The organism is Bradyrhizobium roseum (assembly GCF_030413175.1).
GTDB lineage: Bacteria > Pseudomonadota > Alphaproteobacteria > Rhizobiales > Xanthobacteraceae > Bradyrhizobium > Bradyrhizobium roseum.
Map to the genome: position 1 here is coordinate 3,217,936 of NZ_CP129212.1, position 21,578 is coordinate 3,239,513.

Annotated in this window: 24 protein-coding genes and 1 tRNA gene; 17 read left to right on the forward strand and 8 right to left on the reverse strand. The window is 63.9% G+C overall.

The window, feature by feature from the left end:
• Window positions 1-11: 11 nt before the first annotated feature.
• Complete coding sequence (locus tag QUH67_RS15225; protein ID WP_300947489.1) at window positions 12-887, reverse strand: MBL fold metallo-hydrolase; 876 nt, start codon at window positions 885-887, stop codon at window positions 12-14.
• Window positions 888-917: 30 nt separating this feature from the next.
• Window positions 918-1,709 (reverse strand): alpha/beta fold hydrolase, encoded by a 792-nt coding sequence (locus tag QUH67_RS15230; protein ID WP_300947490.1) that lies wholly within the window; start codon window positions 1,707-1,709, stop codon window positions 918-920.
• A gap of 276 nt (window positions 1,710-1,985) precedes the next feature.
• Between QUH67_RS15230 and gatC the strand changes: the two genes are divergently transcribed.
• Genes gatC through gatB form a run of 5 tightly spaced genes read left to right on the forward strand, consistent with a single transcriptional unit; the run spans window position 1,986 to window position 5,760 of the window.
• A complete protein-coding gene (gatC, locus tag QUH67_RS15235) occupies window positions 1,986-2,273 on the forward strand; it encodes an Asp-tRNA(Asn)/Glu-tRNA(Gln) amidotransferase subunit GatC (RefSeq protein WP_300947491.1) in 288 nt (95 codons plus the stop codon).
• A gap of 25 nt (window positions 2,274-2,298) precedes the next feature.
• Window positions 2,299-2,511, forward strand: coding sequence for a hypothetical protein (locus QUH67_RS15240; protein WP_300947492.1), 213 nt, complete (start codon window positions 2,299-2,301; stop codon window positions 2,509-2,511).
• Window positions 2,508-3,983 carry an Asp-tRNA(Asn)/Glu-tRNA(Gln) amidotransferase subunit GatA gene (gene gatA / locus QUH67_RS15245; protein ID WP_300947493.1) on the forward strand — a complete coding sequence of 492 codons (1,476 nt, stop codon included), beginning with the start codon at window positions 2,508-2,510 and terminating at the stop codon, window positions 3,981-3,983. Before QUH67_RS15240 ends, gatA begins: the two co-directional genes overlap by 4 nt.
• 2 nt (window positions 3,984-3,985) lie before the next feature.
• Window positions 3,986-4,279: a hypothetical protein gene (locus QUH67_RS15250; RefSeq protein ID WP_300947494.1), complete on the forward strand. Its 294-nt coding sequence runs from the start codon at window positions 3,986-3,988 to the stop codon at window positions 4,277-4,279.
• Entirely contained in the window at window positions 4,276-5,760 is a 1,485-nt protein-coding gene (gene gatB, locus QUH67_RS15255; protein ID WP_300947495.1) for an Asp-tRNA(Asn)/Glu-tRNA(Gln) amidotransferase subunit GatB, read from the forward strand. Before QUH67_RS15250 ends, gatB begins: the two co-directional genes overlap by 4 nt.
• Before the next feature lie 1,333 nt (window positions 5,761-7,093).
• On the opposite strand, the gene QUH67_RS15260 is transcribed toward gatB, so the two are convergent.
• Window positions 7,094-7,252 (reverse strand): hypothetical protein, encoded by a 159-nt coding sequence (locus tag QUH67_RS15260; RefSeq protein ID WP_300947496.1) that lies wholly within the window; start codon window positions 7,250-7,252, stop codon window positions 7,094-7,096.
• A gap of 109 nt (window positions 7,253-7,361) precedes the next feature.
• Between QUH67_RS15260 and QUH67_RS15265 the strand changes: the two genes are divergently transcribed.
• The 3 genes from QUH67_RS15265 to QUH67_RS15275 all read left to right on the forward strand — a co-directional run bounded on the left by QUH67_RS15265 (window position 7,362) and on the right by QUH67_RS15275 (window position 9,031).
• Entirely contained in the window at window positions 7,362-7,628 is a 267-nt protein-coding gene (locus QUH67_RS15265; RefSeq protein ID WP_300947497.1) for a hypothetical protein, read from the forward strand.
• A 154-nt stretch (window positions 7,629-7,782) separates the two neighbouring features.
• Entirely contained in the window at window positions 7,783-8,661 is an 879-nt protein-coding gene (locus QUH67_RS15270; protein ID WP_300947498.1) for a hypothetical protein, read from the forward strand.
• A gap of 148 nt (window positions 8,662-8,809) precedes the next feature.
• A complete protein-coding gene (locus QUH67_RS15275; RefSeq protein ID WP_300947499.1) occupies window positions 8,810-9,031 on the forward strand; it encodes a hypothetical protein in 222 nt (73 codons plus the stop codon).
• 51 nt (window positions 9,032-9,082) lie between these two features.
• Here QUH67_RS15275 and QUH67_RS15280 read toward each other — a convergent pair whose 3' ends face one another.
• Together QUH67_RS15280 and QUH67_RS15285 are read right to left on the reverse strand one after the other, a co-directional pair.
• Window positions 9,083-9,937 carry a hypothetical protein gene (locus tag QUH67_RS15280; protein WP_300947500.1) on the reverse strand — a complete coding sequence of 285 codons (855 nt, stop codon included), beginning with the start codon at window positions 9,935-9,937 and terminating at the stop codon, window positions 9,083-9,085.
• On the reverse strand, window positions 9,934-11,310 hold the full coding sequence (locus QUH67_RS15285) for an SCP2 sterol-binding domain-containing protein (protein ID WP_320416152.1): 1,377 nt from the start codon (window positions 11,308-11,310) through the stop codon (window positions 9,934-9,936). Before QUH67_RS15285 ends, QUH67_RS15280 begins: the two co-directional genes overlap by 4 nt.
• 87 nt (window positions 11,311-11,397) lie before the next feature.
• Here QUH67_RS15285 and QUH67_RS15290 point away from each other — a divergent pair, with 87 nt between their 5' ends.
• From QUH67_RS15290 to QUH67_RS15310, 5 genes are all read left to right on the forward strand, one after another.
• Window positions 11,398-12,210, forward strand: coding sequence for an SDR family NAD(P)-dependent oxidoreductase (locus tag QUH67_RS15290; RefSeq protein WP_300947502.1), 813 nt, complete (start codon window positions 11,398-11,400; stop codon window positions 12,208-12,210).
• Entirely contained in the window at window positions 12,200-12,856 is a 657-nt protein-coding gene (locus tag QUH67_RS15295; RefSeq protein WP_300947503.1) for a TetR/AcrR family transcriptional regulator, read from the forward strand. Before QUH67_RS15290 ends, QUH67_RS15295 begins: the two co-directional genes overlap by 11 nt.
• A 7-nt stretch (window positions 12,857-12,863) precedes the next feature.
• Window positions 12,864-13,175, forward strand: coding sequence for a hypothetical protein (locus QUH67_RS15300; RefSeq protein WP_300947504.1), 312 nt, complete (start codon window positions 12,864-12,866; stop codon window positions 13,173-13,175).
• A gap of 156 nt (window positions 13,176-13,331) precedes the next feature.
• Window positions 13,332-13,613 (forward strand): hypothetical protein, encoded by a 282-nt coding sequence (locus tag QUH67_RS15305; RefSeq protein ID WP_300947505.1) that lies wholly within the window; start codon window positions 13,332-13,334, stop codon window positions 13,611-13,613.
• Window positions 13,610-14,038, forward strand: coding sequence for a type II toxin-antitoxin system VapC family toxin (locus tag QUH67_RS15310; protein ID WP_300947506.1), 429 nt, complete (start codon window positions 13,610-13,612; stop codon window positions 14,036-14,038). The genes QUH67_RS15305 and QUH67_RS15310 overlap by 4 nt, the downstream gene beginning before the upstream one ends.
• Window positions 14,039-14,116: 78 nt before the next feature.
• On the opposite strand, the gene QUH67_RS15315 is transcribed toward QUH67_RS15310, so the two are convergent.
• Complete coding sequence (locus tag QUH67_RS15315) at window positions 14,117-14,380, reverse strand: GIY-YIG nuclease family protein (protein ID WP_300947507.1); 264 nt, start codon at window positions 14,378-14,380, stop codon at window positions 14,117-14,119.
• A gap of 101 nt (window positions 14,381-14,481) precedes the next feature.
• A tRNA-Ser gene (locus QUH67_RS15320) sits at window positions 14,482-14,575 on the reverse strand.
• A gap of 879 nt (window positions 14,576-15,454) precedes the next feature.
• Here QUH67_RS15320 and QUH67_RS15325 point away from each other — a divergent pair.
• Complete coding sequence (locus tag QUH67_RS15325) at window positions 15,455-17,017, forward strand: porin (protein ID WP_300947508.1); 1,563 nt, start codon at window positions 15,455-15,457, stop codon at window positions 17,015-17,017.
• A 208-nt stretch (window positions 17,018-17,225) separates the two neighbouring features.
• On the opposite strand, the gene QUH67_RS15330 is transcribed toward QUH67_RS15325, so the two are convergent.
• The gene (locus QUH67_RS15330; RefSeq protein WP_407080460.1) at window positions 17,226-19,376 is read right to left on the reverse strand and encodes a lytic transglycosylase domain-containing protein; all 2,151 of its coding nucleotides are present in this window, start codon (window positions 19,374-19,376) and stop codon (window positions 17,226-17,228) included.
• A gap of 331 nt (window positions 19,377-19,707) precedes the next feature.
• On the opposite strand from QUH67_RS15330, the gene dapA reads away from it, so the two are divergent.
• Genes dapA through smpB form a run of 3 tightly spaced genes read left to right on the forward strand, consistent with a single transcriptional unit; the run spans window position 19,708 to window position 21,536 of the window.
• Entirely contained in the window at window positions 19,708-20,598 is an 891-nt protein-coding gene (gene dapA, locus QUH67_RS15335; RefSeq protein ID WP_300947509.1) for a 4-hydroxy-tetrahydrodipicolinate synthase, read from the forward strand.
• A 46-nt stretch (window positions 20,599-20,644) separates the two neighbouring features.
• On the forward strand, window positions 20,645-21,061 hold the full coding sequence (gene mscL, locus QUH67_RS15340; RefSeq protein WP_300947510.1) for a large conductance mechanosensitive channel protein MscL: 417 nt from the start codon (window positions 20,645-20,647) through the stop codon (window positions 21,059-21,061).
• 1 nt (window position 21,062) lies between these two features.
• Complete coding sequence (gene smpB / locus QUH67_RS15345) at window positions 21,063-21,536, forward strand: SsrA-binding protein SmpB (protein WP_300947511.1); 474 nt, start codon at window positions 21,063-21,065, stop codon at window positions 21,534-21,536.
• Window positions 21,537-21,578 lie beyond the last annotated feature (42 nt).

The window sequence follows — 21,578 nt, forward strand, 5'->3', positions numbered from 1 at the left end:
ACGACGCAGCCTCACAGCGCGTGAACCCAGGCCTCCGGAACCAGCGCGTAGGCGTCGCCGCGCCGGGCCAGCCGCGAGAATGCCGGGAAATGCAGATGCATCCCTGCGATCAGGACGCCGTCGGCGGAGACGCGGTCGAACATCCGCTTTCGCGCCGCGGCGGCGGCGGCGAGATCCGTGTCGAAGGCCATGCCGGCTTCGGGGAACGCGGTCTGCACTTCCGGCACGTGCACCGTGTCGCCCCAGATCATCAACTGGTCGTTGCCTGAGGCGATCAGATACGCGGTGTGGCCCGGCGTATGGCCGTGGCTTGGCACGGCGGTGACGCCGGGAAACACTTCGCCCTCCCGGAACAGTCGCGTCTGCTTCTTGTAAGGCGCGACCTGCTCGCGGCCGGCCTGGAAAAACAGTTTTGCGGACCGCTCGTCGGCCTTGGCCATCGCGCCGTCGTCGAACCAGTGCGGCAGCTCGTTCTCGTGCATCACCAGTTCCGCATTTGGAAACAGCAGCTGCCCGTTGGTCATGTCGGTGAGGCCGGCCGAGTGGTCCGGGTGCATATGGGTCAGCAGCACCGTATCGATCGACTTCGGATCGATCCCTGATGCGACCAGGTTGCGCTGAACAAAGCCGGCCGTGGGCGCCATGTAGTTGCCCGATCCGGTATCGACGAGGGCGGTGCGTCCTTTGGAATGGATCAGAAACGTGTTGACGCTGGTCCGCCGCGCCGGCCGGAACGCATCCGTCAAAATCTGCTTGGCCTTGTCGAGATCGACATTGCGCATCACGTCGAGCGTGCCGTCGAGATAGCCGTCGCTGATGGTGGTGACGACGATGTCGCCGATTTTGCGGTGATAGACGCCGGGAATTTGCGCGGCCGGTTGGTTCATGCGGGGTGACCTCGAGGCTGGGTGGCCGGCTCAGGCGCCGGCCGATGTCAAAAATTCGTCGATGGTGTCGGAGAGCAGGTCGGGGGTTTGCACCGACATGTAATGCCCGGTGCGGATTTCGACGTAGCGCGCGCCCGGAATGGTTTTGGCGACGGCTTCCGCCAGCGCCGGCGGCCGCACGCGGTCGAGGCTGCCGCCGATCACCAGCACCGGACAGGTGATGCCAGCCAGTTCGTCCTGCATTTCGGCCGCCGCCAGCATGCGCCAGATCGTGGCGTAGCTAGAGGGATCGTTGCCGAGCCACCGGGACCGGAATCGTTCGAACCGCTTGAGGTCGCCGCGCAGCTCCGGCGCATAGCCGTTCAGCATCGAATCCTCGACCGCGACCCCCATGCCGGCGGCTTCGATCCGCGCCAGCCGTTCCAGCGCCGGGGCGCGGCGCTCGGCGGCGATGCCGGTGGCCGGGCTGCCGACCGCGACGGCGCTGGTGCGCGCCGGATAGCGGGCCGCAAACTGCAGCGCGATGGCGCCGCCCACGGCGACGCCTGCCAGCGCGACCTGCCCTTTGATGCCGAAATGATCGAGCAGGGCGGCGATGTCGTCGGCCATGGTGTCGAGGGTGAGTTCGCCGCGCACTTTCTGCGACAGCCCGGCGCCGCGGGTGTCGTAGCGCAGCACTTTTCGCGATGTGGCAAACCGCGGCGCGACATCGTCCCAGCTTTCCAGCGAGCCGCCCATTTCGTGCACCAGCACCAGCGTGCGCTCGCCCGAGCCGCTCAGCTCGCAGCGCAGACCCGCGCCATTGGCTTCGATGAAATCCATCCCGCGTCCCCCGGTTTTTGCTTTGGTCTTCTTGTTGTCACCGAGAGCGACGTGCGGTCAGCCCCGAGATCAGGGGTCTACGATACCTGAGCCGGTACAAATCTCAAATTCGGGAGAAGGGCGACATGGCAGGCACTCCCGGGTTCGAGGCCGCCGGGGCGCTTTTGCGCTAGAAATGAGCGCTTTGCGCACCATCCGGCGGTCCCCGGCGGTTGCGGCGCAAAACCGGCGTCTGCTATACGGCGGGTGCCAATTCTCCATTCGAGGCCTATATTAATGTCCGTTGATGCCGCCACCGTCCGCCGTATCGCGCATCTGGCGCGAATCGCGGTCACCGAGGCAGAGGTTCCCCATCTGCAGGGCGAGCTGAACGCCATGCTTGCTTTCGTGGAGCAGCTTTCGGAAGTGAATGTCGACGGCGTCGAGCCGATGACCTCGGTGACCCCGATGGAAATGAAGAAGCGGGCCGACGTGGTCAATGATGGCGGGATTGCCGACGCCATCGTCGCCAACGCGCCGGAAACGCAAAATCATTTCTTCCTGGTGCCGAAGGTGGTCGAGTAATTCTTTTTAAAGATCGGAAGCTCCGATGTGTCTGCTCTGCGACGATGAAAAGGCCTACCAGGCCTACATGAACTACCTCGACGCGATGGAGCGGCAGGGCAAGGCCGCCGATCCCGACAAGGCGATGGACGTTCTCCTTGATGCGCTCGAGGCCGATGAACGGACGCGGCCGAAATCCGACGATCCCGCCAACGACAAGACGCTTTCTCCCTTCTTCTGCAGCCCGATCAATAAATGACCGACCTGACATCGATGACGATCGCCGAGGCCAAGGCCGGCCTCGCGGCTAAGTCTTTCACCGCGCTTGAACTGACGGATGCGCATCTGGCCGCCATCGAGGCGGCGCGGTCGCTCAACGCCTTCGTGCTGGAAACGCCGGAGAAGGCGAGGGACATGGCGCGCGCGATCGACGCGAAGATCGCCAGGGGCGAGGGCGGTCCGCTGGCCGGCATTCCGCTTGGGATCAAGGATCTGTTCGCCACCAAGGATGTCCGCACCACCGCGTGCTCAAAAATCCTCGGCAATTTCGTGCCGCCGTATGAGTCCACCGTCACTTCGCAGCTCTGGCGCGACGGTGCGGTGATGCTCGGCAAGCTCAACAACGACGAATTCGCGATGGGCTCGGCGAACGAGACCTCGTGCTTCGGCCCCGTGGTCAATCCGTGGCGGCGCGAGGGCTCCAACACCGCGCTTGTGCCGGGCGGCTCGTCCGGCGGCTCCGCCTCTGCCGTGGCCGCGCTGCTCTGCATGGGCGCGACCGCGACCGATACCGGCGGCTCGATCCGCCAGCCCGCGGCCTTCACCGCCACCGTCGGCGTCAAGCCGACCTACGGCCGCTGCTCGCGCTGGGGCATCGTCGCGTTTGCCTCCTCGCTCGACCAAGCCGGCCCGATCGCGCGCACCACCCGCGACGCCGCGATCCTGATGCGCTCGATGGCGGGTCACGATGCCAAGGATTCCACGTCGGTCGATATCGCCGTGCCGGACTACGAGGCGGCGATCGGAAAATCCGTCAAGGGCATGAAGATCGGCATCCCGAAAGAGTACCGCCTCGACGGCATGCCGGCGGAAATCGAGAAGCTTTGGAGCGAAGGCGCGGCCTGGCTGAAGGCCGCCGGCGCCGAACTGGTCGATGTGTCGCTGCCGCACACCAAATACGCGTTGCCGGCCTATTACATTGTCGCGCCCGCGGAGGCCTCCTCCAACCTCGCGCGCTACGACGGCGTACGTTACGGCCTGCGCGTACCCGGCCGCAACATCACCGAAATGTACGAGAACACACGCGCCGAGGGGTTTGGCGCCGAGGTGCGCCGCCGCGTCATGATCGGCACCTATGTGCTCTCGGCCGGCTATTACGACGCCTATTACATCCGCGCGCAAAAAGTCCGCACGCTGATCAAGAAGGATTTTGAGGACTGCTTTGCCAAGGGCGTCAGCGCGATCCTGACCCCGGCGACACCCTCGGCGGCGTTCGGCATCGGCGAAAAGGGCGGCGCCGATCCGGTCGAGATGTATCTCAACGACATCTTTACCGTGACGGTGAACATGGCCGGACTGCCCGGCATCGCGGTGCCGGCCGGCAAGGACAGCCAGGGCCTGCCGCTCGGGCTGCAGTTGATCGGCCGTCCGTTCGACGAGGAGACCTTGTTCTCGCTCGGCGAGGTGGTGGAGCAGGCGGCCGGGCGCTTTACGCCGCAGCGCTGGTGGTAGCGATGGCCGATTTCTATGCCAGCCTGTCGGAAAGCGCGCCGGCGCCCGGCATCGAACCGGCGCTGATGGCGCTGTGGTGGGCAGCGAAGGGAAACTGGGAAGGCGCCCACCAAATCGTGCAGGTCGAGAGCGACGCCAACTCGGCCTGGGTGCATGCCTATCTGCACCGCGTCGAAGGCGATCAGGCCAATGCGGGTTACTGGTATCGCCAGGCCGGGCAGCCGGCGGCGAAGGATTCCCTGGATGCCGAATGGGAGCGGATCGTGTCCGCGCTGCTCGGGAGTGGAAAAGCATGAACGCACCAATCAACTCCGGCAAACTGATCAAGGGCCAGACCGGCGACTGGGAGGTCGTGATCGGCATGGAGATCCACGCCCAGGTCACCTCGAACTCAAAGCTGTTTTCCGGCGCTTCCACCGCGTTCGGCGGCGAGCCCAACACGCAGGTGTCGCTGGTCGATGTGGCAATGCCGGGCATGCTGCCCGTGATCAACGAGGAGTGCGTCCGCCAGGCGGTACGTACCGGTCTCGGGCTGAACGCAACAATCAATCTGCGCTCGGTGTTCGACCGCAAGAACTATTTCTACCCTGACCTCGCGCAGGGCTACCAGATCAGCCAATACAAGTCGCCCGTTGTCGGCGAGGGCGAGGTGATCGTCGATCTCGACGGCGGCAAAACGGCCGCCATAGGCATCGAGCGGCTGCATCTGGAGCAGGATCCCGGCAAGATGCTGCACGACCAGTCGCCGTCGCAGTCCTTCATCGATTTCAACCGCTCCGGCGTGGCGCTGATGGAGATCGTCTCGAAACCGGACATCCGCGACGCCGAGCAGGCCAAGGCCTATGTGACCAAGCTGCGCTCGATCATGCGCTACCTCGGCACCTGCGACGGCGACATGGAGAAGGGAAGCCTGCGCGCCGACGTCAACGTGTCGGTGCGCAAGCCCGGCGGGCCGCTCGGCACCCGCTGCGAGATCAAGAACATGAACTCGATCACCTTCATCGGCCAGGCGATCGAGTATGAAGCGCGGCGCCAGATCGAGATCATCGAGGACGGCGGGCAGATCGAGCAGGAGACGCGCCGTTTCGACCCCAACAAGGGCGAGACCCGCTCGCTGCGCTCCAAGGAAGAGGCGCACGATTATCGCTATTTCCCGGATCCGGACCTGCTGCCGCTCGAATTCACGCAAGCCTGGGTCGACGGGCTGAAGGCGGAACTGCCGGAATTGCCGGACCAGAAGAAGGTGCGCTTCATCGAGGGCCTTGGCCTGTCGCCCTATGACGCGTCCGTGCTGGTGGCCGAGCGCGAGAGCGCGGCGTTCTACGAAACCGTGCTCGCGGGCCTCGCCGACAAGGCGCGTGACGGCAAGCTCGCCGCCAACTGGGTGATCAACGAGCTGTTCGGCCGTCTCAATAAGGAAGGCCGCGACATTTCGGCCTCGCCGGTGTCGGCAGCGCAGCTGGCTGCTATCGTCGGCCTGATCGGCGAGGGCACGATCTCGGGCAAGATCGCGAAGGATCTGTTCGAGATCGTCTGGACCGAGGGCGGCGACCCGCGCGAGCTGGTCGAAACGCGCGGCATGAAGCAGGTCACGGATCTCGGCGCGATCGAAAAGGTCGTCGACGACATCATCGCGGCCAATCCGGACAAGGTCGCGCAGGCGAAAGCCAAGCCGCAACTCGCCGGGTGGTTCGTCGGCCAGGTGATGAAGCAATCCGGCGGCAAGGCCAACCCGCAAGCCGTCAACGATCTGCTGAAGGCGAAGCTCGGCATCTGAAATCGTCCCGTAACGGGACACGCCGGAGCATGATCCGGAAAAGTGGAAGCCGGTTTTCCCTCGCGACATCAGCGGAACGCGTTCGCGCGCAGATCATGCTCCAACAACGTCGGTGATGTCGCGATCGCGGCGCGCGCGGGCGTGTCGATCGTCTCTCGTGACCCGAAACCCGACCGTCGCGACGACAGGTGCGCGTCCGAATCGCCGATCGCGATTCGTCCGAAAAGTTCGTTTTGGCGCGCGTTGGCGAGACCTGAGCGCTGTGACCATGAAAATTTTTTTGTTGCCAAACCATGCGACTCAGAGTCCGTGCGCACGTCATTTTGACGCAGTTGCCGAGTCGTCGCGCGCGCGATCGTCGATCGATCGTCATCTTCGCGAATTCAAAAATGCGCAACTGTACAGGTGATTCATGCAATGCCGGGCCGTGAGAGCATGCATCGCTTCGGCATTTTCGCATCGACGCGAGCGCATGTTGCGACGTCACCGACATCGTCGCGCTGCGCGCTCTCACATTGCGTCGTCAACACTTCTTTAAGCGGGAAGCTGTTTTTTTGAGTGCGTTGGTGTATTCGGGATGTAGTGCATCTCGATTCCCGAGTGCACGCAGCGACTAAAGCCATCTCACTTACATTAGGAGGGCAACATGGCCAAGAAAGCTAAGAAGGCGAAGAAAGCGAAGAGCGCAGTGAAGAAGACTGCGAAGAAGACCCGCAAGGTCGCGAAGAAGAAGAAGTAACTTCGCTTCTTCCAAGAATTGCCGGCGGCTTGATGCCGGCACGTCATTAGAGCCCCGGATGAATGTCTCCCTGAGATAAAAATCCAAAGGCTCTGGTCGACGAAAGAGGGTGTCGGCGAGACATCAGGTCAAACGGCTGGATCGTATTTCGGTAGCTCGTACTTTCACAAGAAGTCGTGCTTCAAGAACCGGTCCGGCAGAAGAAACAAGTTCTTCTTCGTTCGGTGCGGGTATCCTTAACTGCCCGCAATTTCTACCGGCGCCGAAAGGCCCGGCCTGAAATCTGGTCCTGACGTGTTCGCCGACGCCCTCGTTCCCTTCAGGGCGGATACCCGCCCCCCGGAACGCCCGCTTTCGCCGGAGCGCTCCGATAGCCGGCGCCAGGGGCGTCTGGCGCTGAAACCTCTCCCTTGAAGCCGAAATCTCTCCCTTGAATATGAATGGCATGCGGGCCTCGGCGGGTTCGCCTCCGCTTGCTGGCGGGATGCGCGTCGCCGCTGGTCGGTTGCCCGATCGGCTGCCGGACTGCGTCATGGCGCGACGCGTTGCGCGGTCCGATGACGCGCAACGATGACGCCGCGCCTGCGGCAATGGTTATCGTTCCACGAAGCCGGACGGTAAATCGAATTTCACGATTGCCAGTTTTCCGCTGTGCTGCAGGCATTTTTGCGATTCCGCGCCGCGCGCCGCGAAGCGCGCATTTACATCCCGTTCATCGCGAACCTTAAACTGCCCTTCAAATTTGGTGCCCATGATCATCCCAACAACAGACCGGGAACCGGCGTTGCGGATAACAGGGTTTAACAAGTGGACAGGGGCCGCGCTCGGGGGAGGGCGGCAACGATAAAAAGGGGAGCTACCGATGTTTCAGGGGCAGATCGATCTCGACGGGGCCATTGCGGTGGAGGCGACGGCGATCCCGGACGTGCTGTTCGAGCGCGGGCTGTACTGGGCGAGCGGCCGTTCCGGCGTGGTCAATCTCGTCGCGGCCCACAAATGGTTCAATCTGGCCGCGCTGAAGGGCCGGGCGGATGCCATCTCGATGCGCCGCGAGGTCGCCGCGATGATGTCGGAATCCGAAATCGCCACCGCGCAGCGCGAAGCCCGCGCCTGGATGACCTCGCATTGAGATGCAGGCGAGCCGGCATTGCGTCGGCGGTCCGCCGGTCTTGTACAGGCCAGGCGGTATCGCCACACGGGGCTTCCTCGCCATCTTGAAGGCGTCTCCGGCACCGCGCCGTTCAATTCAGCGATACAAGCCGAGGCTGCATCGGCACAGACCGTTGATCATCGCGTTCGATGACGAGCGGGACATCGATGCGCTTGACCGCCTCGGCCGCGATCGGCGCCTGGCTCAGCCGCGCGATATCGACGAATTTGCGCCTGCCGTGTGTCCCAACTCGGCACATATCCTCATCGGCCACGGTGGCAGCGATCGCACGCTTTCGCTAAATCGCTTCATGAGTCGCGTGTGGAGCCGCCCTTTGCGCACCGTCGTCACTATCCTGAGTCTGTTACTGCTGACGGCGGGCGCCGAGAGCGCGGAAGTGCTCGAGCGAATCGAGCGTTTCGGCTTTGCCACGCGCCCGAAGGTGGGAGCAGGCGGCTTCGTTGCCATCGATATCTATCCGGTCGTGCTGTTCCGGGACGGTTCGGCGCTCCGGGACGTGAAGGCCCTGAATTTTTCCGGCGGTCTCGAAACGCATCGGCGCCAGAATCCGGAACAATGGACGCAGTGGCGTCTGCAGGGAGATGAGTGGCAGCTCGACACCCGGTACGGATGGAAAGCGCTGCCGTTCAAGCAAACCTACGAAAAGCTGCCGGCGGATTTTCGTCTCAACGGTCGGTATCGCTCCGTGTCCGGCACAGGCACGATGGCGCAGGGGGGCACACAGCAGGTGACGGCGTACAGCCTTTTTCAGTTTTATTCCGACGGGCGGGTGGTGCGCGCGAGCGGAGCCGGCGCCCGCACCGAAGACGCGGGCACGCTGACCACGCAAAATCAGGCCGCGCACCGCGTCGGTCAATACCGGATCGATGGTCTCACCCTCACCATCGCCTACGGCGACCGATCCACCGAGCGGCACGTTCTCATCACCGATCCAAGGGATCCAAAGAGCGCGATCTGGCTCGATGGCGTGGGCTATGCCTTCACCAAATGAGTGGGACGACTATGCGTAGTCGCATCGCCCCTTGCGCCCGCCGCCCACGATTTCCGGAAATTCGGAGATGCTGGAATGGCCAAGGCGAAATCCAAAGCCAAAAACCCCTCTTGCGACGCACCGCGCGCGCATGGAGTGCCGGGGTTTCATGCGGGTCGAGGTCAATGTTCGCAAGGATGATGCGGGCCTTGTCCGTCGTGTGGCTGCGGCCCTGTCCGATCCTTCGCGTCAGGCCGTGGCGCGCAGGCTTCTGCAGCAACGTTTTGGCGAGCCGCCCAAAGTGAGTCTGAAGGCGCGTCTTGCGTCCGCGCCACTCGACGGGATCGATCTCGGTCGCAGCCCGCCTCCTGGACGTGACGTCGATCTGTGAACGGCGCGGCGGATAGCCAGAGCGCGCCTTCATCGGAGGTCTTCGGCACGATCAAGGCATGCTCCGCGCGAAAATCGACGCCGCGCCGCCGAGCGCGGTGCGGAACTCCATCAGGGTCAGTCCGGTCCAGGCTGCTGCGAAGGCCAGGACGGCCAGAAGCGCCGAACGGCCGGGCACGATCCGTTCGGCGAGCCAGCCGAAGAGGGGCAGCGCCTGGACCATGTGGGTCGCGAGGAAATGCGAAACCCTTAGGTCGCCGCCTGATCGCGACCATCCCGTGAGCACCATGCGTGCTTCGACAGCCGGAACCCCACCAACATAGGGGCTCATGCGCCCTCCGATAGCGAAGGCGGTGATCAGGGTCAGGATGGTCCCGCCGACAAGGCCGAGGACGATCGACGCCCTTACTGCGGGCGATGCCGCAAAGCTTCTGTCTCGGAGCGCCGCGAGGCCAATAGCGGCGGCTGCGCCGATGATGACCACGGCGCAGAACGCCATCGCCGACCACATCAGACGGTGGAACGGCGTGCTGACATTGAAGTGGGACTGCTCCGCCCGCGCTCCCTGCCAGATGATCCAGCCCATCTCGACCGTCGACGCCGCAAGGAAGGCGAAGGCCACGATGAGCATGGCGGAGCCTTGGCGGTGCGGCGGACTGAGCAGACCCGTGACCAAAGCCAGGGTCGCCGCATGGATCGCCAGGGACGCCTCGAACTTCAGCGGCTTGGCCCAGGCGGAGATGTGGCCGTCGATGGTCCGGGCGTCGACCGCGAGGAGAAGCAGCGTCAGCGCGAAAGCCGCCGCCATGGTGATGGCGACGCTCCAGTAGATGGCCTCTGGCCGGGATCCGAAACGACCCAGATCCGGCGTGCTGCGGCCGTCCGTGGTTTGTGCAGCATAGCTCAAGATGGAAAGCACCGGCCGAAGGCGGCGAGAAGGCGCGGCGACCCCTTGAGCCGCAGCTTGCGTGTCAGCAGCAGTCTCACAAGCGACACCTCTTTGTTGAGGAAGCGGATCCACTCAGCGCCGTCGGCCGTCACCCGTAGATCAGCCTTGCCGACATGGCCGTCGACCACGGACAGTTTGCGATCGCGGATCGTCACCGTCGCTTCGGACTCCTCTCGTCCGGTGAAAGCGAAGTGGTAGGTCGCGGCGAGATCGGCCGCCTTGCCGGGCTGGAAGCTCAGCTTCATCCCCCACAGGAAGCTCTTCACCGTGGTGACGCGGGCGCTGGAGCGCACGAGACGCAGCCGCTTGTGGGGAAAGCGCTTCGCCACATGATCCGCCGCGTCGCTGTCCTTGACGGCATAGACCGGTTCGCCCTTGGCGCGCAGCGGATCGACGACATCCTTCAGGTGCCGGGCCTTGTCGGCGAGATAGGGTCCGATCACGTCCTCGCCGGCGGGACAGGCGGCGATGCAATAGGCGGCGTTGTAGTTCGGGCCATAGGCGAGGCTTTGCCAGCGCGACACCGTCTCGGCGTAGCTCTGCTTCTGTCGGTAATCGGCGGTCGAGCGGCTTGAGGCGACGTCCTCCACGAAATTGACGAAGCCGCCCATGAACTGCTGATAGTTGTGCGTGAAGCAGGCGGAGAAGTCGAAATAGCCGTCCGGCTTGATCGCGCCGACGGGGCAGGCCGCGACGCAGAGCTTGCATGAGAGGCAAGGATTGTAATCGATAGGCTTGGAGAGTTCGTCGACGTCCGAAGCGATCAGGACGGAGGCGAACAGCACGAAGCTGCCGTAGCGAGGATGGATGACGCTGCGGTGGATGCCCATGCGGCCAAGGCCTGCAGCCTCCGCCACGATCTTCTGCGATACGATCCAGCCGCGTTCCGGGAAGTCGTCCATCTCCATGGGGAAGGCCATGGCGGGGTTGAGAGCTTTGACGCCCTGGTCTTCGAGCGCGCGCACGATGCGTCGGGCGGTCTCGTCGAGGTCATGCCCGGACGTGTGGAACTCCATATTGGCCACGGATCGCGCTGGCGAGCGCACGGGCTCCCGGTGCATGCGCCCAGCCAGCACGAGGACGGTCCGCGCAGCAGGGAAGGCACGATGGATATGCGGCTTCTCGCCTGCAAGAAGCGGATCGTCGACAGAGACCAGCCCGCAATCGTCAGCACCGCATGCCAGCGCCAGATCACGCAAAGCACGAGAGGGAAGGACGCCGCTTCCGAACCGGCCAGCGCCTTGCGCCGTCGCCACCGAACCGATCGTCGGCGGCTCCGATGCAGGCCCGAAAGAGGGGCGTTCCGCTTCGCCATCTGGGTCGACGTTCATCAAGGCTTCCTCGCGAAGAGGGATAGGTTGACGCTGTCACCCTAAGACAGTAGGGTGACGGTGTCAACCAAAGGAGGCTAGCGATTCATGGCGAGCAAGGGGCAATCCAGGGCAGCGTTCGCGCAAAGCTATGGCCCCTGGGCTTTGATCACGGGCGCATCGGACGGCATCGGTCGGGCCATGGCGCGCGAGGCCGCCGCCCGCGGCCTTCACGTCGTGTTGGTTGCGAGGCGGAAGGAACGCCTCGAAGCCTTGGCCGAGGAGATCAGGGCCACGCATCGCGTGTCGGCCCGGGTCATGGCCTGCGATCTCGGCGCGCCCGGCGCCGGGGCTGCCGTGCTGGCAGAGCTTGTCGATCTGGATCTCGGCCTTCTCGCGGCCTGCGCCGGCTTCGGAACGGCCGGCAGTGCGCTTGGCATCCCGATGTCCGACGAACTTGCGATGATCGACGTCAACTGCCGCGCCGCCTACGAGATGACGCGGCTGTGCGCCGAGCGCTTCGCGCGGCGCAAGCGCGGCGGTATCATCCTGATGAGCTCGATCGTCGCCTTTCAGGGCGCAACCAATGCGGCCAACTACGCCGCGACCAAGGCCTATATTCAGGCGCTGGCGGAGGGGCTGCGGCCCGACCTCGCGCGCGTCGGCGTCGACGTCATCGCCTCCGCGCCGGGGCCCGTCGCCAGCGGCTTCGCGGCTCGGGCGCGCATGGATATGGGGAAGGCTGAAACACCGGAGACTGTCGCGCGCGAGACCCTCGACGCGCTGGGAAGCAGGACGACCGTGCGCCCCGGACTGATGGGCAAGATCCTCGGCGGCTCGCTCTCCACGATGCCGCGCTTCGGGCGAACGATGGTGATGGGATCCATCATGAAAGGCATGACGAAACACCATGATCGCTGACGACGGCTCCGACGGGCGTGCGCCGCCTGCCGCTTACCGCGGCGCGGTCAAGGAGCGCTGCCTTGAGGAGGCGCTGCGCATCATCGACGAAGGCGGATTGGAGGCCCTGAGCTTCCGCGAGGTGTCGCGCCGTGTCGGCGTCTCGCATCAGGCGCCTTACAAGTACTTCGACAGCAAGGACGACATCCTGGCCGAGCTTCTCACGCGCTGTTTCACCGAGTTCGCAGTCCATCTCGAAGCGCGGCCCCGCAGCGTTGACCCCTGGGTGGACATGCGCTCCATGGGCGAGGCGTACTTCGACTACGCCCGCCGGCACCCGCTCAAGTATCGGCTGATGTTCGGCACGTCGATGCCCGATCCGGAGCGCCATCCCGAGATGATGGGGCAAGCACGGCGCGCCTTCGCGCTGTTGAAGGCGCGCCTGACGGATATGCCGGTCCGGCCGACAGCCACGACCATACCGACCGATGTAGCTCTCGACGCGCTGTTCGTCTGGTCGACCATCCATGGCCTTGCGAGCCTGCTCGGCTCCGACGTCCTGCCGACGCTCGGCTTCACCGAGCATCAGATGCATGGGGCGATCGCCCATTGCCTTCAGCGCATCGGCGCAGCTCTGGAGCCGCCGGGTGCGGGCCGCGAAGCGTAGCCACGTGTTGAACGACAAGCCCATCTGGGTCCTCGCCGTCGCCAGCTTTGCCATGGGCACCGAGGCCTTCGTCTATGCCGGGCAACTCAACGCGCTCGCAAGCGATACAGGCGTCTCGATCGCGACCGCGGGACAGCGCACCGCAGCCTTCGCCACGACCGCGGGCGGTGACTGGCCCTTTCGTCGCCGGTCTGGCGAGGCGCCAAGGCTGCATGCGAGCGTATCCGCCTCGAAGGCGGCGGCTATCGCCGCGACCACCTCCGCGCGCTCGTGCAACGGGTCGAAGTCGCGGGGTGCGAAGCTCCAGACGCTGGGATAGGGTGATGGCGCAAACGCAGCGCCCACTCAGGGACTGAATTGGCGGGCCGCGAACGACGATGATGAGCACTATGTCTACGCTATAGCGCTATAGTCGCCATCCCTTGCGTCTCTTTACGATTTCCGGTATTGTTTCCGGAAATCTGGAGGAGCAGAAATGGGCAAGGGAAAATCCCCTCTTGCTACGCATCGCGCACGCATGGAGCGCCGGGGTTTCGTGCGGGTCGAGATCAGTGTTCGCAAGGATGATGCGAGCCTTGTCCGCGGTGTTGCCGCGGCCTTGTCGGATCCTTCGCGCCGGTCTGAGGCACGCAGGCTTCTTCAGCAACGTTTTGGCGAGCCGCCCAAAGTGAGTTTGAAAGCGCTTCTTGCGTCCGCGCCACTTGACGGGATCGACCTGGATCGCAGCGCTGCTCCTGGACGTGACGTCGATCTATGAGCTACCTGATCGATACCAACATCATTTCCGAGGTCCGAAAGGGCGCTCGTTGCGACCTCCATGTGTCGGCTTGGTATGCCTCTATCGCCGATGAGGATCTGTTCCTGAGCACGCTCGTCCTTGGTGAAATCCGAAAGGGCGTTGAACTTGCGCGCCCTCGGGACCCGGGCAAGGCAGCCGCACTCGAACGCTGGTTGGGGGAAGTAGAGGTAGCATTCAATGGGCGCGTGCTCGGCATCGATAACGCGGTGTCGGATCAATGGGGGCGTATGAGCGCCATCAGGCCCCTCCCGGCTATCGATGGCCTGCTCGCGGCGACTGCGTTGACAAATGGATTGACGCTGGTGACGCGCAATGACCGCGACGTCGCCGGTCTGGGCGCGACAGTGCTCAACCCGTTCAATAGCGCCGAAAACGACCGTTGATCGCAACATCGGCGGCGGTCGGACAGAGCGACGCATCATGCGGATCGTTCTTTGTGGGGGCAGAACGACGCTAATGCCTCAATACGAGTATTGCTGCCTGGAAGTCGCCAAGAAGCGCTTCTTGGCGAACGCCTTGCCTGACCCCGACTTGAAATACCGCTCAAGACCGCGAGCCGTCGTTTCATCGCCCAATGCAACGTATGAGCGAAGAATCAGCGGCAAGTACTTGCTTGTCGAGATGACATGCCCTTGCTGATGAGACGTGATTCTTCGTCGAAGATCATTCGTCGAGCCGACGTAAATGTCGCCGTTGCTCAGTTCGAGGAAGTCGACGTAGCACATGTTGCTGCGGTCTCCCTACGCTCCTGCGGAGCTTCGGGAGACACCCTACGCCCTGTCGAACTCCGGGTGGCCTGCCACCCGAAGCCCGACAGGGCGTAGGGTGGCGGAGCCGGAGGGATTCGAACCCTCGATAGGCCTTTACAAGCCTATAACGGTTTAGCAAACCGCCGCCTTCAGCCACTCGGCCACAGCTCCATGAGCGCGGATATGCCTGAGGCGGCGGCCAGCCGCAAGCGGCAGATTGAGTTACGGCGAGGCCAATCGCAGGATGGATGCTCCGCCTGCATTCCGCGCGACATCGGATATCGCGCGTTGGGGGCGTTTGGCCTCTCCGATGCATTTGAGGTGCGCGCCGCGTCGGAATTGGTTGATTTCGATTCGGTACCGCGTCGGCCGATTCGATTTTGGTGTGCATCGGGGTTTCAGTCCGCCGTCCGCAAGCGCTGCGAGCGGGGCGCGCCCCGCGGATGGGCCCGATCCGGAGGAAATGTTCCGACTTTTGCCACCTATCGGCGGCTTTCGCCCCGACTGGGCGTCCGTTGCCGATGAGGCGGCCGGTCGCGGCCTGGGCCTGCCTGCCGCGAGGGTGCGCGGCTGACTCTATAATGGGCGTGGAATCGCCTGCGTTGGATTCGGCCTGCGTGCGGTCGATTCGATCCGGGTAGCGTGTATTTCCGTCGCAGGAGGCGCGTGCTGCGGTGCCGCGGCGACGGCCACGATGGCGTCCGCGGCTATTCAATAATCTCTAATAAAAACAGTGTCTTGCAGAAATATTCCGATCACGGCCCCGTGTTATTTGTGCAACACCCTTTGGAAAAGGGGCGAAACAGGGCGCTGCGGAGCGGTTCCTTTATTGCGTGTGCAGAAGTCCTCGGTAATTGTGATGACGCGACGGAGGGGGGCATCCCGAGGTCGTCCCGTTAGGTGGTTCGCTTAAGTCCCTCGCGTTCATGCGGGAGTGTCCGAAGGCGCGAAGCGACTAAGCGGGTTTCAGGGGATTAAGGGAACCAACCATAGGGTGCCAGCACCCGGCGGATCCGGAACCTTCCCTACAGAGCAAACTGGAGGTTTAACATGAAGATGGTTAAGAGCCTTATTCTCGGCTCAGCGGCGGGTCTGATCGCCATGAGCGGAGCACAGGCCGCCGATCTTCCCGTCAAGGCCAAAGCGGTCGAGTACGTGAGGATCTGCTCCCTGTACGGCGCGGGTTTCTGGTATATCCCGGGCACCGACACCTGCATCAAGCTGGGTGGCTACGTTCGTATCGACACCACGTTCAACGGCACCACCTACGGTGGACCGGCCTGGAGCGGCGATCAGGGCCAGGGCAATCGCTATCGCGATTACTTCGTCTCCCGCTCCCGTATGGCGCTGACGGTTGATACGCGCACCGCCACCGAATACGGCGTTGTCCGCACCTTCGGCCAGGGCGACTTCCAGTTCGACAACTTCAACAACGGCACCCGGAACCCGAGCTCGACGACACCTGCGCCGGCCGGCGCCGCTGTCTTCAACTCCTCGCAGCTCTCCGGTGCGGGTGGCGGCTACGTCGCGGTTGAAATGGTGTTCATCCAGTTCGCTGGTTTCACCTTCGGTAAGTCGGCTTCGGCCTATGCGACGCCCTGGAACGGCTATCCGGGCAACAACAACTCGTTCTTGATGGGTGGCCCGGACTACGTGACCGGCGTCAACAACATCCAGTACACCGCGCAGTTCGGCAACGGCGTGTCGGCCACCATCGGCCTCGATGATCCGACCGTGTTCAACCGTACCTCCGTGCTGAACCTCAGCACCGGCGGCAGCTTCGCGACGGCCGGCTCCAACGCCTACGGCGGAACGCATGTTCCGGATATCGTCGGCAACATCCGCGTCGACCAGGCTTGGGGTCTGTTCCAGATCGCAGGTATGCTGCACAACGTAACCGCTTCCTACAACACCCTCGGCGCCGGCGGCGTTCCGAACAATCTGTCGGAAATCTCCGGTCATCCCGAAGACAAGTGGGGCGGTGCTGTGACGGCGGCGTTGCAGATCAAGAACCTCCCGACGGGTGCAGGCGACGACTTCAAGATCGATGCCACCTACGCCCATGGCGCCACCAAGGCGGTGGTCTCCACGAGCGGCGGTTCGCCCAGCTTCGCGATGTTCAGCGGCAGCGGAAACGGCGCTTACCAGAGCATCGGTTTCGGTCAGACGGCTGATGCCGTTTACCGGCCCGGGTTCACCGACGGAATCAAGTTGGTGGATGCATGGGGTGTCCGTGGTGCGTTCAACCACAACTGGGATCCCTACTGGTCGACCAGCCTCTGGGGCAGCTACGGCTCGGTTCGCTACGGCGGCAATGTCCTGGACGGCGCTTCGGCCAAGGGTGCTTGGTGCTCGGTGTACACTGCTGGCAAGGTCGTGTCCGCGAACTACTCCTGCAACCCGGACTTCAACTTTGCCCAGGTTGGTGTGGTCACCCGCTGGACTCCCGTCAAGAACCTGACGTTCTCGGCTGAAGTCGGTGCATTCTTCCTCGATCAGAAGATGGTGGGATCTGCCATTCTGACCCCGACGGCTCCGAAGCCGACCGCCGTGTACGAGTTCAAGGACCAGAGCACTGTGTTCCTGAACGTTCGCGCTCAGCGTAACTTCTGATCCCGAAAGACTTGAAACACTAGTGAACCCCCCGGCAGGCAACTGCCGGGGGTTTTTCATTGTGCGGTGCTGTTCAGAGTTTTATAGCAAGCGATTGAATAATATAGGATTTTCACGCCCTTGTGGGGTGGGTCGCTCTACTTTGCATGGGGTTGTTTTCGAGATTTTGTTGCAGGCGCCTGCGGTGCAGGCGTCGATGCGAGATCGGCTATTGGACGCTGGCGCCGCGGTGCAGGTCGGCTTCGATCTGCAGCTTGGTCCCGCCGCCGAACCGCGCGCGATAGACCTGCAGGTTTTCCATGATCCGCTGCACGTAGTTGCGCGTCTCGGAGAACGGGATCTGTTCGACCCAGTCCACCGCGTCGACCTTGGGGTCGCGCGGATCGCCGTAGCGTTCGATCCACTTCCTGACGCTGCCGCGACCGGCATTGTAGCCGGCGAAGGTCAGGATGTAGGAGCCGCGATAGTCTTCCAGCAGCCCGCCGAGTTCGGCCGCGCCGAGCGTGGCGTTGTAGACCGAGTCGGTCTTCATCCGGTTGAGGTCGAAGCTGACGCCGGCCCGCTTGGCGACATAGCGTCCGGCGTCGGGCGTCACCTGCATCAGCCCGTAAGCCTGCGCCGGCGAGACCACGGCCGGGTTGAAGGCGCTTTCCTGCCGCGCGATCGAATAGACCACGCTGGGTTCGACCTCGGGGCCGATCTGCTTGAACGACGGGATGCCGGTGACGGGATAGGCGTAATGGTCGAACGGCAGGCCGCGGTTGAGCGCGGCCTTGCCGAGCAGCAGCATGCCGCGGGCATCGTTGTGGCGCGCGGTCAGTTCGCCGAGGCCGGCCAGCGCATCGGGATCGCCGTTCTCGCCCATGTCGGCAAAGATCGGGATCGCCATCTCGCGCTCGTCGAGTTCGTAGAGCAGCTGCACGGCGCGGACGATCTCCAGCCGCTCCGATCCGCGGCCACGGGGGACGGCGTTCAGTTCGAGCTGCGGCAGGCCGAGCTTGGCGCGTGCGAGCTGGCCGTAATAGCTGGTCGACTGCTCGGCGGCGCGGCCGTAAGCAGCGCGGGCCTCCTGCTGGCGTCCCGCCGCTTCCGCCGCGCGTCCCTGCCAATAGCCGGCGCGCGCCAGTGCGGTCGGATTGACGCTGCCGACGCCGATGCGCGCGAAATGTTGCGCGGCGACCGCGGGGTCTTTCAGGAAGCGCAGCGCAATCCAGCCCGCGGTGAATTCCTGCTCGGTCTTGTAGATGTCGCGCGACGGCAGGGCGGCGTCGCGCGCAATCAGATAGGCGGTGCGGTGCTCGCCGACGTCCAGCATCTTGCGCGCCAAAAGGCGCCGCTCGACCCACCATTCGTTGAGATTGTGCAGGCGATTCGGATCTTTCGGCACCGCCAGCATCAGCTGCGCGGCTTCATTGAATTTCTCTTCGCGGCGCAGCCACTGGATGCGGGCGAACATGTAGCCGGGTTCGTTGTGCAGCTCCCGCGGCACCTCGTCGAGCAGCGCCTTGAGGTTGGAGTTCTTCTTGTTGGCGGCGATTCGTGCCTTGGCCAACGCGACATGGCCGGAGCCGAGGCGTTTGGCGGCGCGCATGCCGCCGGCCTCCTGCTCGGTGCCGTACAGCAGCGTGTCCATTCGCGCCTTGTGATCGCCCGACGTCAGCAGCGCGCCGAACATGTCGAGCACCGCGCTCTCGGTGTCTTCCGACATGCCGTCACTGCGCCAGGCCTCGCGGACCAGCCGTTCGGCATTGGTGCGATCGCCGCGCGCGAGCATCGCCTTTGCCAGAACGAACTTGCCCTTCGCCGAAATCGGCGATGCGTTCTCGAACCACGACCACACCGTGCCGTCGTCGCGGCGGTCGTCCCACAGCGCCGCCTCGATTCGCCGGCGCAGGAAGGTCTGCGACGGCCAGCTCGGATTGGCGGTCACGAACGCGCGGTAGCGCTCGACCGAGGCGCCGTTGTTGTCGCTGCGCAGGATCAGCCATTCGGCGAGCTTGCGGGCGACCGGATCCGAGATCGCGGCCTGCGCCTGGGTGGCGTCTGCGGGCTTTTGCTTTCGCACCAGCTCGATGACGTTTTCCAGCGCGTCCTTGTCGGCCTGCGACGTCGAGCTGGTGGCGGCGACCGCGGCCGGCGTCACCGGCTTGCGTGGCGGCGGCAAGGCGGCGTGCTGGCGCGTCGCCGGTGCCAGAACCTGCGGGGCGGGCGCGGGCGCTGTGGCAACCGCCGCGGGCGCAGCGGCCTGCGCCACCGGCTTTGGCGCGACATTGCGGGCGATCGGCCGCGGCTTCGGCATCGGAACCTTTGGGCCGGCCCAGGTACCCGACGGGAACGCCATTCCGACGGCCAGCGCCAGGCTTGTCGCCAGTGCGGTCGATCGCAAGGCTGTGGCGCGGGAAGGGATCACGGTATTCCTTTGCGGCGGCGAATCATTCAGTCGGGTCCAGCCCTAGGTCTATTTGACCGAATATGTGGACAAAATGCTAAAACGTCGCGGCCGGACCTGTTTGCGCCATCACCGCGGCAAAATCGCGGCTATTGCTCTACCCTGCGGCGGGCCGAGAAAGAGCGTCAAAACAAAGCGCTAGGCACCCTGCGGCACGGCCCTTTCGCCTGACCGTCAGACCCGATATGAATTGAGATCAATTTTTCGCTGGTGCCGTTTCTGAAGCGTTTGGAGGAAGTCGATGGCAGCCAAGACAAAGTTCCGCGGATCGCTCACCGCCTTGGTCACGCCCTTCAAGAACGGCGCGTTGGATGAGGCGGCCTTCCGCGGTCTCATTGCCTGGCAGATCGAGCAGGGCTCGCACGGCTTGGTTCCCGTCGGCACGACCGGCGAAAGCCCGACGCTGAGCCATGCCGAGCATCACCGGGTCGTCGAGCTGTGCATCGAAGAGGCAAAAGGGCGCGTGCCCGTCATCGCCGGCGCGGGTTCGAACTCGACGCGCGAGGCGATCGACCTTGCCGTTCACGCCGAAAAGGCCGGCGCCGACGCCGTGCTGGTCGTGACGCCCTACTACAACAAGCCGACCCAGGAAGGCATGTATCAGCACTTCAAGGCGGTGAACGACGCGATCGGAATCCCGATCATCATCTACAACATCCCGCCGCGCTCCGTCGTCGACATGTCGGTCGAGACCATGACCCGGCTGTTCGAGTTGAAGAACATCGCCGGCGTCAAGGACGCCACCGCCAATCTTGCCCGGGTATCGCAGCAACGCCATGCGATGGGCCCCGACTTCATCCAGCTGTCCGGCGAGGACATGACCGCCTTGGCTTATATGGCGGCGGGCGGGCATGGCTGCATTTCGGTGGTCGCCAACGTGGCGCCGAAACTGTGCGCCGACCTGATGTCGGCGGTCATGCAGGGCGATTACACCACCGGACTGAAGATCCAGGACCGCCTGACGCCGCTGCATGATGCCGTCTTCAAGGAGCCCGGCCTTGCCGGCGCCAAGCACGGCCTCAAACTGCTCGGGCGGCTCGAAGAAGAAGTTCGCCTTCCGTTGATGAACGTGACGCCGCCGACCGGCAAGGTGATCCGTGATGCCATGGTGCATGCGGGCCTGATCAACTGAGGGTGGCCGCTCTACCCAAGCCGATTTTCAAAAAAAGGAATTTAGTATGCTGAAGGAATTTCGCGAGTTCGCGATGAAGGGCAACGTCGTCGACCTCGCCGTCGGCGTCATCATCGGTGCAGCCTTTGGGGCGATCGTGACCTCGCTGGTCGGCGACATCATCATGCCGATCATCGGTTCGATTACCGGCGGTCTTGATTTCTCCAACTATTTCACCGGCCTGTCGAAGGCGGTGACGGCGACCAACCTGGCCGACGCCAAAAAGCAGGGCGCGGTGCTGGCGTGGGGCAGTTTCCTGACGCTGACGCTGAACTTCATCATCGTGGCTTTCGTGCTGTTCATGGTCATTCGCGCCATGAACAAGCTCAAGCGCAAGGACGAGGCGGCGCCCGCGGCGCCGCCGAAGCCTTCGGCCGAGGTCGAACTGCTGACCGAGATCCGCGATCTCCTCAAGAAGGGCTGACGTGGCCGAGAAGAACGAGCGCCCGATCAAGGTCGTCGCCGAAAACCGCAAGGCCCGATTCAACTACGCGATCGAGGATACGGTGGAGGCCGGCATTGCGCTGACCGGCACCGAGGTGAAGTCGATCCGCAACGGCAAGACCACGATCGCGGAATCCTATGCGGATACCAAGGACGGCGAGATCTGGTTGATCAACGCCAATATTCCGGAATATCTGCAGGCCAACCGCTTCAACCATGAGCCGAAGCGGCCGCGAAAACTGCTGCTGCACCGAAAGCAGATCAACAAGCTGATGGGTGCGGTGGATCGCGAAGGCATGACGCTGATCCCGCTGAAGCTCTATTTCAACGAGCGCGGCCGCGCTAAGTTGCTGCTGGCGATCGCCAAGGGCAAGAAGCTGCACGACAAGCGCGAAAGCGAGAAGAAGCGCGACTGGGGCCGTGAAAAAGGCCGCCTGTTGCGGGCGAGGGGATAGAGGTTCCTCCTCACCATGAGGTTCGAGCGCGATGGGGGTGTC